Source organism: Oceanihabitans sediminis, from assembly GCF_003337215.1.
Lineage (GTDB): Bacteria > Bacteroidota > Bacteroidia > Flavobacteriales > Flavobacteriaceae > Oceanihabitans > Oceanihabitans sediminis.
Genome location: NZ_QPIG01000001.1, coordinates 1,130,544 through 1,145,885, shown reverse-complemented (window position 1 = coordinate 1,145,885; position 15,342 = coordinate 1,130,544). Strand labels below are relative to the sequence as shown.

Annotated in this window: 12 protein-coding genes; 3 read left to right on the top strand and 9 right to left on the bottom strand. The window is 34.4% G+C overall.

Annotated features, from left to right (window positions below; all coding sequences use genetic code 11):
- Positions 1-49: 49 nt before the first annotated feature.
- The 7 genes from DU428_RS05140 to DU428_RS05110 all read right to left on the bottom strand — a co-directional run bounded on the left by DU428_RS05140 (position 50) and on the right by DU428_RS05110 (position 9,162).
- On the bottom strand, positions 50-2,878 hold the full coding sequence (locus tag DU428_RS05140; protein ID WP_113966250.1) for a T9SS-dependent choice-of-anchor J family protein: 2,829 nt from the start codon (positions 2,876-2,878) through the stop codon (positions 50-52).
- Between the two features lie 223 nt (positions 2,879-3,101).
- Positions 3,102-4,409 carry an NADH:ubiquinone reductase (Na(+)-transporting) subunit F gene (nqrF, locus tag DU428_RS05135; protein WP_072349892.1) on the bottom strand — a complete coding sequence of 436 codons (1,308 nt, stop codon included), beginning with the start codon at positions 4,407-4,409 and terminating at the stop codon, positions 3,102-3,104.
- A 1-nt stretch (position 4,410) separates the two neighbouring features.
- Positions 4,411-5,127 carry an NADH:ubiquinone reductase (Na(+)-transporting) subunit E gene (nqrE, locus tag DU428_RS05130; protein WP_072349893.1) on the bottom strand — a complete coding sequence of 239 codons (717 nt, stop codon included), beginning with the start codon at positions 5,125-5,127 and terminating at the stop codon, positions 4,411-4,413.
- Between the two features lie 72 nt (positions 5,128-5,199).
- Positions 5,200-5,844 carry an NADH:ubiquinone reductase (Na(+)-transporting) subunit D gene (locus DU428_RS05125; RefSeq protein ID WP_072349894.1) on the bottom strand — a complete coding sequence of 215 codons (645 nt, stop codon included), beginning with the start codon at positions 5,842-5,844 and terminating at the stop codon, positions 5,200-5,202.
- Positions 5,845-5,847: 3 nt separating this feature from the next.
- Positions 5,848-6,597 (bottom strand): Na(+)-translocating NADH-quinone reductase subunit C, encoded by a 750-nt coding sequence (locus DU428_RS05120; RefSeq protein WP_113966249.1) that lies wholly within the window; start codon positions 6,595-6,597, stop codon positions 5,848-5,850.
- A gap of 4 nt (positions 6,598-6,601) precedes the next feature.
- Entirely contained in the window at positions 6,602-7,807 is a 1,206-nt protein-coding gene (locus DU428_RS05115) for an NADH:ubiquinone reductase (Na(+)-transporting) subunit B (protein ID WP_072349896.1), read from the bottom strand.
- Positions 7,807-9,162, bottom strand: coding sequence for a Na(+)-translocating NADH-quinone reductase subunit A (locus DU428_RS05110; protein ID WP_072349897.1), 1,356 nt, complete (start codon positions 9,160-9,162; stop codon positions 7,807-7,809). Before DU428_RS05110 ends, DU428_RS05115 begins: the two co-directional genes overlap by 1 nt.
- A gap of 185 nt (positions 9,163-9,347) precedes the next feature.
- Between DU428_RS05110 and DU428_RS05105 the strand changes: the two genes are divergently transcribed.
- Positions 9,348-10,595: a type IX secretion system plug protein gene (locus DU428_RS05105; protein WP_113966248.1), complete on the top strand. Its 1,248-nt coding sequence runs from the start codon at positions 9,348-9,350 to the stop codon at positions 10,593-10,595.
- Positions 10,596-10,704: 109 nt separating this feature from the next.
- Positions 10,705-11,091 (top strand): Co2+/Mg2+ efflux protein ApaG, encoded by a 387-nt coding sequence (apaG, locus tag DU428_RS05100; RefSeq protein ID WP_072349899.1) that lies wholly within the window; start codon positions 10,705-10,707, stop codon positions 11,089-11,091.
- Between the two features lie 46 nt (positions 11,092-11,137).
- Here the strand turns inward: apaG and DU428_RS05095 are convergent, their stop codons facing one another.
- Positions 11,138-11,839, bottom strand: coding sequence for an NRDE family protein (locus tag DU428_RS05095; RefSeq protein WP_113966247.1), 702 nt, complete (start codon positions 11,837-11,839; stop codon positions 11,138-11,140).
- Positions 11,840-12,038: 199 nt separating this feature from the next.
- Here DU428_RS05095 and pruA point away from each other — a divergent pair, with 199 nt between their 5' ends.
- Entirely contained in the window at positions 12,039-13,664 is a 1,626-nt protein-coding gene (gene pruA, locus DU428_RS05090; protein WP_113966246.1) for an L-glutamate gamma-semialdehyde dehydrogenase, read from the top strand.
- Between the two features lie 458 nt (positions 13,665-14,122).
- Here the strand turns inward: pruA and DU428_RS05085 are convergent, their stop codons facing one another.
- Complete coding sequence (locus DU428_RS05085) at positions 14,123-15,247, bottom strand: Omp28-related outer membrane protein (protein WP_207802358.1); 1,125 nt, start codon at positions 15,245-15,247, stop codon at positions 14,123-14,125.
- Positions 15,248-15,342: the final 95 nt, after the last annotated feature.

Genomic DNA, 15,342 nt, shown 5'->3' with positions numbered 1-15,342 from the left:
ACACATATGTGTTGGGCTTTAATTAATCATTTTAAACTAAGAAGTATAATTACATCTTAACAATCTTTTTCGTTGTTTTCTTAGCTCCACTTTCAAATTTAATTAAATATAATCCTGTAGAGAAAGACTCTAAGCTTATTGTTTTATTAAAAGTAGCTTGGTTATTACTAAAAGTATTCATATAAACCTCTCTTCCTCTAATATCATATAAAGTTACTTTAACATCTTCATTAGAGTTTAATTGAACTGTAATTTCTCCTTTTGCAGGATTTGGGTATAAAGCAAAATTCTCAAAGGTATTTTCTGTAATACTTAAAGCTTCTGGTGGTCCAAAATAGAAATCTCCATTAGCTCCAGAGAAAGCAGCTTCTAAGATAACATTTGAATCGTAAGCTCCTAGTGTAGCAGCTACACTTTCTACCACATTACCATCAACTTCTCTAATAATTACTATTTCTGAACGGTTTCTACCTGTTGCAGCTTCCCATCCTGCTATTTCAGCTTCTGTAAAATAGAATCCTAAAGTAACATCACCAGATGTTGTTTGATTATCCGTAGTAATATTAAACGCTTTATCTGCTACATAATTTGAAGAAGTAGCATTTTCATATACTTGCGCTGCAGTACCTGCACGCATAACAGAAACATTAACACAACCGTAGTCAAAAGTATTATTGTTTTCTAATTTTACTACAACATTATTAGTTGCTGCATCATAAGCATAAGAAGTTCCTGCTTCTTTAATGCTCATACTAGAAGGAGAATCTGTACTTACAGCTGTCTGTACTTCAGCAGTAGCATTTGTTGTAACAGATACATCATCAAGCATAAATACAAACTCATCTGCAGATACTACATGAAACACAACATAAACATCCTGTCCATCAAAAGAAGATGGTATTGAATAACTATACTCAGCCCATTCTAAAGTTGGTTGAACATATGGGAAATCTGTTAAATAAGTAATTCCAGTTCCATCGTTTGAGGTAGATACACCTACACGGTAACGCTCACCTCCACCATAATGATTTGTTAAACCTTTAGCCCAATATTTTATCATACTATTGGTACCATCTAGGGTTATTTGCGGAGTAAAAATCATGTCGTCATTTAAAGCTTGTCCACTTACATCTCCAGAAGAGTTGAAACAATAATAACCTTTTGAACCACTATGAGGGTCCCATGCACCTCCTGCAGCAGAAGGTGAGGTCGCACTTGGATTAAATACTATAAAAGTACCTGTATATTGCTGATTAGGAAAAATATAACCATCAGCTCCATAAGTAGAATCACCATCACCATCAATCATTGTCCATCCCCCTATAGCTTCAATGTCAAAGTTTGTATAACTTTCAAAATCGTCTTCAAATAATGTCACTAAAGAACCTGCTTCTGGTGCAACATCATCATTTTTAATTGTAAATGTTAATGTTTCAAATCCATTTGTTGTTAACTCTGCATCACCAGTTGTAGATAATGTCATATTTACAATTACAGTTTCGTCATCTTCTACTAAAGCATCTTCGTAAACTCTTAAGGTAAAAGTTTGACTTGCGTTAGAACCTGCTGCAAAAGTAACAGAAGGTGTTAAAACTTCATAGTCAACCATATCTGTAGCAGTTCCTGATGCAACAAAAGTAACAGTAGCATCTGCTGAAGGTGCTAATCCAATAGAAACAGGAACATCAATATCTCTAAAATCACAACTAGTACCTTCTGATTCCTCAAGGGTAGAAGATTCAAATGCAATTACAGGTCCAGCATTTCCTGTTGGTGAATTAATCAATGTGTCAAAACCATCTGCATTTTCTATAACTGTAATCATACGTGCTACTTGGTCAAAAGTAAAGGTGTTCATACATGCATCATTTGTATAATCCATATAATTCTCAATCATATCAGGCCCTAAACCATCAGCCGGACAGCTGTCTGTAGGAGTACAACCTCCATTAGGTCCATCAGAATCAGGAGTATCTGCACAGAAATCACCAGGTCCACCACAAGATTCTGTATCACCCCATATATGACGCAAGCCAACCCAGTGACCAATTTCATGAGTTAATGTACGTCCTAAACCGCTAGCCCCCCCATAAGGATTTGGATTAGCAACAGAACCAACACTTACTGTAGTTACAACTACACCGTCTGTTGATGCTGAACCTCCATTGGTAGGCATTCCCGGTAAGGTAGAATTGGAAGGAAATTGCGCATATCCTAATAAGCCAGGTTGAAGTCTAGTTACCCAAATATTAGCATACAAACCTCTATCCCATACAGTATAAGGCTTAACATTATTATTGAATGTTGTCATTGTATATGGACCTGAATAACCATATACTCTGTTAATTCCAGGCTCAGCTAAAGGATTCCCATCAGGGTCAACTTGAGCTGGCACAAAAGTGATATCTGCGGAATGCGCAGCTGGCTGCAAACTACCCGCCATGTTATTAAAATCTATATTAAGTTGCTCTATTTGTGCATTAATATATTGAGAATCTAGATCATAAGCATCTCCTACAGACCCAGTAATTACGTGAAAAATTATAGGAATTGTATAAGATACTCTGCTTGTAGAACCATTATTGATATCTTGAATCATTCTAGCTTTCTTAGCTTCTACTAAAGGTGCTAACCAGTTTTCAAAAGAATCCATAGACTGAACTGATGAATCATTTTGCATTCTCATTTCATGAGCTTCATCTGTTACACAAGGCACATAACCATGCTCATCAAAAAACCTTTGGTTCACTTCGTTTAAATACTGTTCTTGAAGTGTGTTTGTTGCTTGCTGCGAAGCAGATTTTGTTTGCGCATGAAGGCTAAAGGCAAACAAAAACAAAAAGTATACTAATACTTTTTTAAGGTAAAATTGTTTCATTGTTTAATTTATTAAAAATTTTCACCGAATATACTTAAAAATGTAAAGTAAGCAAAAGCCTTTGATGATTAAAGAGTGTTACATACAAACTTTTAACATACTGAATGAAATTGCTAGTATAAGTAAAATTATTACAAGATAACAACACTGACTGAAAGAACTATTATAAAACAAAAAACCCAACACTTTCGCGTTGGGTTTTAGCTTTATAATCAAAGGTATATTAACCTCCAAAGTCATCAAATCTAATATGCTCATCTGGGATACCAAAATCCTCTCCCATTTTCTGAACAGCTTTGTTCATTAATGGTGGTCCACAGAAATATAATTCAATATCCTCTGGAGTTTCATGATGATTTAAATAATTTTCAATTACACAATTGTGAATGAATCCTACGAATCCATCACCTGGTGCATCAATATTTTCTTTTACTTTCCAGTTATCTTCTTCTAACGGCTCAGAAAGTGCCATATAGAATTTGAAGTTAGGGAAGTCTCTTTCTAATTCTTTAAAGTGCTCTATATAGAATAACTCACGTTTAGAACGTCCACCATACCAATAAGTTACTTTTCTACCAGTTTTAATGGTTTTGAATAAGTGATATAAGTGAGAACGCATTGGAGCCATACCAGCACCACCACCAACGTACAACATTTCACTTTCAGACTCATTGATGAAGAACTCACCATAAGGACCTGATATAACTACTTTGTCTCCTGGTTTTTGGTTGAAGATATAAGAAGAAGCAATACCTGGATTAACATCTGCCCAACCGTTTTTATTACGGTCCCATGGCGGCGTTGCAATACGAACGTTAAGCATAATCTCACGCCCTTCTGCTGGGTAAGAGGCCATAGAGTATGCACGCTCTGTAGTTTCTGTATTCTTCATTACTAATGGCCATAAATTAAATTTATCCCATTCAGCTTGAAACTTATCTGGAGTGTCATGCTCTTCTGGGTGAGCCGTAATATCTATCTCTGAATATTTAATTTCACATGGCGGAATTTCAATTTGAATATATCCACCCGCTTTATATCCCATATCTTCTGGAATCTCCACAACGAATTCTTTAATGAAAGATGCTACGTTATAGTTACGTACCACTGTTGCTTCCCATTTCTTAATTCCGAAGATTTCTTCTGGAATAGAAATTTCCATATCATGTTTTACTTTTACCTGACAAGATAAACGTGCTCCATCAGCTAACTCTTTCCTTGTAAAGTGAGGAGTTTCTGTTGGAAGTGCTTCACCTCCTCCAGATAATACATGACATTCACATTGAATACATGTTCCACCTCCACCACATGCAGATGGTAAAAATATTTTTTGATTTCCTAAAGTAGATAATAAACTATCTCCTGAAGATACTTCGATTTCACGTTCTCCGTTAATAGTAATTTTAACCGGTCCTGAAGGTGAAAGTTTTTGTTTTACAAATAATAACAGGGCTACTAATAATAAAGTTACTAGTAAAAAAGCTGCTACAGTTACTCCTATGGTTCCTAATGTACTTGCTGCTAATATCATGTTACTCGTTTATTGTTGTGTTGTTAGCTAACTCTTTTGCGCTTTCCGTTTCAACAGCTTCAACTTGAACTGTAGTCTCTTCTTTAGCTTCTTCTTCGTCTCCTCCTGTTAACATTCCACCAAAGCTCATAAAGCCAATTGCCATTAAACCTGTAATGATGAATGTAATTCCTAGTCCTCTAAGTGCTGGAGGTACGTTTGAATATCTAATTTTCTCACGAATTGCTGCAATAGCTAAAATAGCTAAGAACCATCCTATTCCTGAAGAAATACCATAGTTTAATGCCAATCCTAAGCTTGCTATTTCACGAGACTGCATAAATAATGAACCTCCTAAAATCGCACAGTTTACAGCAATTAATGGTAAGAAAATACCAAGTGAGTTATATAGTGAAGGTGAAAATTTTTCAACTATAATTTCTACTAACTGTACCATGGTTGCAATAGTTGCAATAAACATGATAAAAGATAAGAAACTTAAATCATAAGATGCATACTCTGCTCCTAACCATGATAAAGCTCCCGGTTGTAATATATACTGATCTAATAACCAGTTTAAAGGTACCGTAATTGCTAGTACGAAAACTACTGCAGCTCCTAAACCTACTGCTGTACTAACTTTTTTAGATACTGCAAGGTAAGAACACATTCCTAAGAACGTAGCAAATACCATGTTATCTATAAATATCGATTTAAAAAATAATTCTATATGTTCCATATTCTTTTAGTTTTCAGTTTCAACTCCAACAAATAGTAAAACTATGCGTTTGAACTGATTACTGCTTACATATTAGTCTTCGATTAATGCTTTATTTCTAGTACGTTGTACCCAAATAATGATTCCTACCACAATTAAAGCCATTGGTGATAATAACATGAATCCGTTATTTTCATATCCTAATGCATATAATCCAGTTTTTTCAACAGAATCTCCAAGTACTTTATATCCTAATAGAGTACCAGACCCTAAAAGCTCTCTAAAGAAACCTACTAAGATTAAGATAATACCGTAACCTGCTGCGTTTCCAATTCCGTCAAGGAAAGATCTCCATGGTCCATTTCCTAAAGCAAAAGCTTCAAAACGTCCCATAATGATACAGTTTGTAATAATTAATCCAACGAAAGCTCCTAGCGTTTTACTTAATTCATAAGAATACGCTTTTAAAACTTGATCCACTATAATTACTAAAGTTGCAACTACAGTAAGTTGTACAATAATTCTAATTTTTGAAGGAATAATATTTCTCATTAAAGAGATAACTACGTTACCAATTCCTAATACAAAAACCACAGAAATTGCCATTACGATTGACGCTTTTAACTCTGCAGTAATTGCTAAAGCGGAACATATACCAAGTACTTGAATTGTAATTGGGTTATCGTCTGCTAAAGGATCTTTAATTAATGCTACGTCTTTTTTTGATAAAAGTCCCATAAATTAATTCTTTTTTAAATTTTCAAAATAAGGCACATACAACTTTAAGTCGTTTTTAATCATCGCTGCAACACCATCACCTGTAATGGTTGCTCCTGCAATTGCATCTACCGCATTATCTGTTTTGTTTTCGTTCTTAGGGTCGTTGTTGCTTTTAGAAACAGCAACACCTTTGAATTCTCCTGTTGGTGATAATAAGTGCTCTCCAATAAAGTCGTCCATAAAGTAACGCTCTTTAATGTTTGCTCCTAGACCTGGAGTTTCCCCTTGGTGATCAAAATAAGCTCCTTGAATAACCATGTTTTCATCCATAGAAATATAAGCCCAAACTGCGTCCCAAAGTCCTTTTCCTCTAATTGGTGCGATATAATATGTTACACCATCTTTCTCTCCTACAAACAATGGTAATCTTCTAACGTTACCTGCTTTTGCACTTGCTTGTTCTTTTTTAACATCGATTAAGTATGCTTGATCATCTTCAGTGATTTTATCACCTTCAATAACTAACTGTTTTGTAATATGTTTTTCAAACAATTCTGGAGCTTTTGTTGTAGAAACGAAATTTGCAGATGTTCCTTCATTTTCATTAACTCCCATAGCATACAAAATGTTTTGTTGCTTTTCTAATCGTCTATTCTCATCAATTGTTGGTTTCAAACCTGAGGCTAAAGATGCTAACAAGGTTCCAACAACAACTACCATTGCTACAGCAAAAAATAGTGTGTACGAATTTTTATCTGTTCTTTTTTCCATCTTCTTAGGCAGTTTTTGCTTTTAGACGTTTCATTCTTTTCTTTACGTTTCCTTGCACTACATAGTGATCGATAGTTGGAGCGAAAACATTCATTAATAGAATTGCTAACATTACTCCTTCTGGGTATGCAGGGTTGAATACACGAATTAATATAGAAATGAATCCGATTAAGAAACCGTAAATCCATTTTCCTTTATTAGTTTGAGATGCTGTAACTGGATCTGTTGCCATAAAAACAACCCCGAAAGCAAATCCACCAATAATTAAATGATGCCACCATACAGTGCTCATTAATCCGTAGAATTTACTACTTTCTGTAATCCAACCAGAATCTACTGTTAAATTGAAAATTAATCCCATTACGATTGCTCCTAATACAGAAGACAACATAATTCTCCAGCTTCCTATTTTAGTAAAGATTAAGAATAATGCTCCTAATAGAATAATTAATGTAGATGTTTCTCCTACAGACCCCGGAATAAATCCGAAGAACATATCTGCTATTGAATGAGAAACTTCTTGGTTTTGCGCTAGAGTTCCTAAAATGGTTTCTCCTGAAATTGCATCAGGTGTACCAGCTGTTTCTACAGCTCCGTGAACCCATACTTTATCTCCAGACATCCAAGTTGGATATGCAAAGAATAAGAAAGCTCTAATAGTTAATGCAGGATTTAAGATGTTCATCCCTGTTCCTCCAAACACTTCTTTTCCAATTACAACTCCAAAAGCTACTGCTACTGCAAGCATCCATAATGGAATATCAATTGGTACAATAAGTGGCACTAACATACCAGTTACTAAGTATCCTTCTTCTACTTCATGACCTTTAATTACTGCAAAAATGAATTCGATTACTAATCCAACTCCATAAGAAACAATAATAAGTGGTAACACTTTCCAAAGACCAACTACTAAGTTATCTATAGACCAGAATGAATAACTAAAAAATCCTTCTGCTGCTTCTATAGTTCCTGTAGCTAGGTGATGCTGATAACCAGCATTAAACATACCGAATATTAAACATGGTACTAATGCCATGATTACTGTATTCATTGTACGTTTTAAATCATCTGCCGCTTTAATATGAGTCCCGTTGTGCGTAGTCTCATTTGGCAAGTATAAGAAAGTATGAATCGCGTTAAACGCAGGAGCCATCTTGGTTCCTTTATACTTTTCTTTTAAATTATGTAATGTATTTTTTAAACCCATTATCCTATTTCTTTTAGCATTAAGTCTAAACCTTTTCTAATAATCTCTTGATGTGGCTGTTTAGAAACACAAACAAATTCTGTTAAAGCGAAATCTTCAGGTGCAACTTCATACATTCCTAAAGCTTCCATTTCGTCTAAATCCTCATATAAACAAGCTTTTAGAATTTGCATTGGGTAGATATCTAAAGGAAAAACCTCTTCGTACGTTCCCGTTGTTACAAAGTTTCTATGCTCTCCGTTTGTATTTGTTGTCAAGTCGTATTTCTTGTTTGGTGATAACCAAGAGAAAGTTAATGCTCTAGATGTAGAAACTTTATCAAATACTGGCTTATTCCAACCGAAAAACTCGTAATCATTACCTTCAGGAATCACAGTTATTATATTGCTATAATAATCTAAGAATCCGTCTGGTTGTACTTGTTTACCACTTAATACGTTTCCAGAAATAATTCTGATATTATCGTTTTTATCAACACCGTTATCATAAATAACAGAAGCAACCTCAGCACCTAACTTTGTTACAAAGTATCTAGGTTTTTTAACTGAAGAACCTGCTAAAGCAACAACACGCTCTGCGTTAAATTTACCAGTAAGTAATAGCTCACCAATAATCACAAGGTCTTGTGCGTTAACTGTCCAAACCACTTCTCCTTTATTAACAGGATCAATTTTATTGATTTGCGTACCTACATTCCCTGAAGGGTGTGGTCCTGAAACTTTATGAATAGTAGCTCCAGAAACATTAGCTAAAGGTGATTTTCCGTTTTTAGCAACAGAAACGTGTACTTTTCCTTCGGTTAATTTGGTTAATGCAGTAATCGCAGCTTGTAACTCTGCCTCTTTACCTTGAAGGGTAAAATCCAAGTCTGCAGCTAAAGGTGCAGAAGCATAAGCAGAAACAAAAATTGCTTTAGGTGCTTTTTCTGGGTTTGCAATAACATCATAAGGACGTTGTTTAATAAAAGGCCAACATCCTGAAGCTAACAAATGCGCTTTAACGTCTTCTGCTTTCGCAGTATCCACATTAAATTTACCATTGTCTTGGTAAGTTTGCTCTTTGTCTGCCTGAATTTTTACTGCTAAAATTCTTCTCTTTTCTCCACGTGGAATGTCAATAATTTCACCAGAAACTGGAGAAACAAATTTAACCGCTTCATTAGACTTGTCGTAAAAAATAGGCTCCCCTGCTTTTACTTTAGCTCCAACTTTTACTGTTAATTTTGGAATAACACTGTGAAAGTCCTCTGGTCTAACAGAATAAAAGTTGCTGATTATGGCATTTTCTTTTGCCAATTCCGCAACTCCTTTTAGCTTAATCTCTAGACCTTTCTTAATCTTAATGTCGTTTGACATATTTATAAATCTATTTGTTAATAGTTATAGTTCTAATTTTTAAGTGCCTTAAAAATCCGTGCAAATTTAGGAATAACAATTCCTAAATCATAATAATTTCATAAGAATTTTACTCTCAAAGGTTCTACAAGATTTTTAGGCATAAAAATTGTTTATATTTACTCCTTCAATGCAATTGCCATCTAATGAATTTAAAATATATCCTACTAAGCCTTCTTTTCACCTCAACTATTTACAGCCAAGTTGCTACAGAAGTTGCTCCACCCGATTATATAAAAACAATAAATTTTAAAGGAAATACTCCAGAAAGTCAGCTTCCTGTTTTAAGACTTGGCGAATATTTAGAACTAGAATTTGATGCTTTAAACGGCTATGAAGACGACTATTATTATGTAATTGAACATTATAATTACGACTGGACACCTTCGGTTTTATCCAAAATTGAATATATGGAAGGTTTCGATAAACAACGAATAAGAACTTACGAAAACTCCTTTAATACCCTTCAAATTTATTCTAATTACAAACTAAGGATTCCGAATCAACAAACTCGAAAATTAAAAGTTTCAGGAAATTATATGTTGAAGATTTATGATGATTATGACGAATTGATTTTTTCTAGAAAATTCATGGTTTACGAAGAACTTGCCAATGTAGGCGTAAGCATTAAACGTCCTCGCGACATTAAATACATTCAAGAAAAACAAGCAGTTAATATTTCTATATCCTCTAATCGACTTACGTTTAACAACCCAAAACAAACGGTTAAAACTGTAATTATTCAGAATAACAATTTAAAAACAGCCATTTCCGGTATCAAACCCATGTACACTTTAGGAAATGAACTGATTTACAAATACGATACAGAGACTAGTTTTTGGGCTGGAAATGAATTTTTATGGTTTGAAAATAAAGACGTAAGAGCTTCAAATACCGGCATTCAGTTTATAGATCTTAAAGAACTATATCACAATTATTTATACACAAATATTGAAAGACATAACCGACCATACACCTACAATCCTGACATTAACGGAAACTATTTAGTAACCGTTTTAGACGGTGAAGACCCAAGTATTGAAGCTGATTATGTTTGGATGTTTTTCTCTTTAAAAATAGATGAACTACCAGCAGGCAAGGAACTTCATGTATATGGGAATTTTAATAATTACACTACAAACGAAAGCACGCTAATGACTTATAGTAGCGAACATGGGGTTTACAAAAATCAACTACTTCTAAAACAAGGTTTTTACAATTACAAATACGTTGTTGTAGGTGCAGACGGAAGCTTGGACGAAGGCGCTATCAGCGGAAACTTTTGGCAGACAGAAAACAACTACAAAGTTCTAGTTTACTACAGAGACCTAGGCGCTAGATACGACAGAATTATAGGCCTGGGTGAAGCTAGTTCTGTTAATATTTCAAATTAAATAGAATAATTCAGTATCTTTCAATTACTAAAGAAATACTAATAATATAAAGCTATTAATTAATTTTAGTATTTTTAAGCAAACAAACAATTGATTATCAAGAATTAAAATGGTACAGCAAGTTACAAAAGGCATAAAAATCACAGTAGACACTTCTTTTGAAGGCACACTCTATAAAGATTACAAAATACAGTATGCTTTTGGATATCAAGTAACTATTGAAAACCAAAGCAAAGATGCGGTGCAGCTTAACGCTAGACATTGGACAATTCTAGATGCATTAAATCATGTAGAAACTGTTTCTGGAGAAGGTGTCATTGGAAAAAAACCTATAATAAGACCAGGGGAATCTCATGTGTATACTTCAGGGTGTTTACTAAACTCTCCTTTTGGAGCTATGCTTGGTTTTTACGAAATGATAAACTTCAGCAGTTCTAAAAAGTTTTTTGTTGACATCCCTAGATTCAAGCTAAGCGCTCCTTTTGCTATCAACTAAAGCTCTTCCTATTTTATAAATAAAATTATTCTTCAATCGTAGAAATCTAAAAAGTAGTTTCGGTTATATGCGGTTCTAGTAGATTTTCAAAACGCATGGAAACAACATCCTTCTTTTTCTCCACCTGTGTTACACTTGTTGTTTTAACAAAGCCTCTATCTATAATTACACCGTATTCCGTATTGTTACTCTGTGTATTTTTATGAAATTCCAAAACTCTCTCTGCAGACAATTTTTTTCCCTTTTTTAATTCTTCAAACCAACGATATCGTTCCTGCTTCATTTCCTTAGTATACAAAGGAGAAGAAGACCAAATCCTAGGCTCTAAAGGCAAATCACTAAAATGTTTTACTTCACCATCCCAAACAAATTCATAAAACTTTAAAGTAGAATTCCAATCTGCTATAACTAATGTAAATGGCTCTACACCTATAAGATTGTACTCATCTATTGCAACATCTATTTTCTCCGAAGCTAATAAGTCGGTTAAAACAATTCCTCGACTTATTCTGTAGCTTTCTTTTCTTTTATGTCTTTCAAAACCGCCGTTCAACAAACAGATCAACCTATTCTTATCACTCAGCCCAACCCAGGTGCCACCTGCTTTTTTATCTTTAGGAAAAAGCATTTTAGCATGATGAATATTATAAAATTCTGGAGCAAGAGCTACTCTATTAGGAGCTTCGTCTCTATTAGAAGTTAAAATAAAATCACTTCCTCCTTTTGGTATAATAGTAACTGTACACATGAATCTTATAGTCTGTAAGCCTAACAATAAATTACAAAAAAGTATTCCTTTTAACTTGTATTTAGGATATTAAAGAATTTCTAATCTATAAAAATATTGTAACTTTGGTTTCTTAAAATGTCAACCTAGTTTTCCACTAGGATGTTATTCAAAAATATTCAATTTCCGAAATTTTTCGGAACACAAAACTAAAGTAAATATGGGAAAAGGATTTTTTAACGTACCAATCGCTGTCAATGAGCCTGTTAAATCATATGCTCCTGGAACTCCAGAGCGTGAAGCAGTTCTAAAAGCATACAAAGAAATGTATAATAGTCAAGTGGATGTACCAATGTACATTAACGGTAAAGACGTAACTACTGGTAACACCAGAACTATGTCACCTCCACATGATCATAAACACATAGTTGGAACGTACCATCTTGCCGAAAAGAAACATGTTGAAGAAGCAATTGCTACAGCTTTAGAAGCTAGAGAAGCGTGGGCAAACACTCCTTGGGAGCAACGTGCAGGAATCTTTTTAAAAGCAGCTGAATTAATCGCAGGTCCTTACAGAGCTAAGATTAACGCTGCAACTATGATTGCACAGTCTAAAACTGTTCACCAAGCTGAAATTGATTCTGCTTGTGAGCTTATTGACTTCCTACGTTTTAACGTTCAATTCATGGCAGATATTTACCATGAGCAACCAGAAAGTACAAGCGATGCCTGGAACAGAGTTGAATACAGACCATTAGAAGGATTTACATATGCTGTAACACCTTTTAACTTTACAGCAATTGCTGGAAACTTACCATCTTGTATGGCTTTAATGGGGAATGTTGTTGTTTGGAAGCCAAGTAACAACCAAATTTACTCTGCAAAAGTAATTATGGATGTATTTAAAGAAGCTGGTGTACCAGATGGTGTTATTAATGTTGTTTTTGGAAACCCAGGAATGATTACAGATACTGTTATGACTAGTCCGCATTTCTCTGGATTACATTACACAGGTTCTACTCCAGTTTTCCAAGACTTATGGAAACAAATTGGAAACAATATAGCAAACTACAAAACGTACCCAAGAATTGTTGGAGAAACAGGTGGTAAAGACTTTATCGTAGCTCACAAATCTGCAAACGCTAAACAAGTAGCTACTGCAATTTCAAGAGGTGCTTTTGAATTCCAAGGTCAGAAATGTAGTGCTGCTTCTAGAGTATACGTTCCTTCTAACTTATGGGGAGATGTTAAAAAGTATTTAATTGAAGATTTAGAATCTTTCAAAATGGGATCTCCTGAAGATTTAAGCAACTTTATTACTGCTGTTATCAACGAAGGTTCTTTTGATAAATTAGCTTCTTATATAGATCAAGCAAAAACGGATGCAGATGCAGAAATTATTGCTGGAGGAAATTACGATAAATCTAAAGGTTACTTTATTGAACCAACGGTAATCGTAACAACAAATCCTAAATACGAAACTATGTGTACAGAGTTATTTGGACCTGTAGTTACTATTTATGTATATGAAGAAGACAAATTCACTGAAACACTTAAGTTAGTTGACGAAACTAGTGAATACGCTTTAACAGGTGCTATTCTATCTACTTGTCGTTACGCTATAACAGAAGCTACAACTGCATTACAAAACGCTGCAGGTAACTTCTATATTAACGATAAGCCAACTGGAGCTGTTGTTGGACAACAACCATTTGGTGGAGCAAGAGCTTCAGGAACTAACGACAAAGCTGGTTCTGCACAAAACTTAATGCGTTGGATTTCTCCTAGATTAATTAAAGAAACATTTGTAACTCCTACAGATTACAGATACCCTTTCTTAGGATAAGAAATACCAACTAACAAATATTCAAAAAACCGAAGCAGTTGCTTCGGTTTTTTTGTTTTTAATAATTAAAATAGCAGCAACAGCTAAAGAGCAGAACAAGAATACACCTTAGAAGTAACTACTTGGAATTTTTTAATAAACACTGACAACATAAGCTGGAATGCAGATGTTACATTTAACGCAGATGGAACAACAGTATACGACGAACCATCTGAACCTGGTGTTTTCCCAACTTATGGTACTTGATCCTTATCTGGAAACACCTTAAGTTATGATTTAGATGCATCGTAATCAACCAATACTTCTTATCATTTTACAGGAACATTTTCAGGGAAAACTATAAACGGTACCTATACGTTTGGAACAAACCCAGATAGATCATGGAGCGCTGTTAAAATATTAAGGCAATAAAAAAGGCTTCTCAATGAGAAGCCTTTTACTTTTTATACTAATATGATTTAGTCAAAATCTACACTAGAGCCAACATGAGCTTCTTGTACATTATAAATATCATAATGAGGAGAATCTACATGCGTATTTCCGAAAAAGTCTACAAAAGTTTTTGTATATGTATTTCTAACAAATGCAATAACCTTTAATTGGTTTTGGTTATCAATATTTGCCGGTAAATCTAAACCTGTAATGGTTCTTGTGTAAACACCACCAACACCAATATGTGAAGTAGGAATAACATCTCCAAACTGATCTGTGTACACTTCACGTAAAACATCTCTATGAACATAACCTGCTCCTAAACTAGATCCTGCTTGTGGAGAAGAAGTTGTTACATAATCTTCTACTAAATAAATCATAAGTTTGATTTCTTCATTAATAGCATGTGCATAACCTACTTTTACTTCTAAATCTAATTTACCTCCTACGATATTTGCTTCAACAGCTAAACCTACATCTGCCGTTTCAGCTAATTCTGCATTCACCTGACTCATGTTAGGGAAGTCCCATATAGTATCAGGACCATTTATATATACTGTTGGAAAACCTGTTACATTATAATAAGATGACCAATACCCTGTTTCAGGAATCTCCATTGGATCTGGGTAACTAGACATTCCATCATGATAACCAACACCAAAAACATTAGCATTTGCATTTGTAGCAGCATCAATAGCAGCTGAAGCCGGAGGACAGTTAGGACACCAAGTACCAGTAAAATCTTCTAATAAAGCTTTTTTAGTAAAATTTGTTAATGCGCCTGTTGCATCAAAAGTTGATTCATCACTATATGCACTTGGGGCAGCAACAGTAATATCTAAAACATTAGACACTAATCCATTATATGAAGCTTCAACACTAAATACACCACCAGCAGTATCAAAAACAAAAGGATTAGTAGCACTTACACCATCCACAGTATAAGTAGCCATATTTGAAACGTTTCTACCAAGATCATCTACTACGAAAAAAGTAACTGAGTCACCTAAAGTAATATTTGAAGCGGAAGCTGATAATAGAATAGAAGTTGCTACAGCAGGTCCATCATCAGGAGTATCTGCAGGAGTATCAGAACCGTCATCCTCTGAGCCACATGAAGTTAAAGAAAGAGCCATTACAAAGAATGACATGAAGAATAAATTAAAAAGACTTTTTGTTTTCATTATGCTATTAAATTTGATTATTTTGCCGAATATAGCACAATTAAATAAAAGTCTTTTACAAT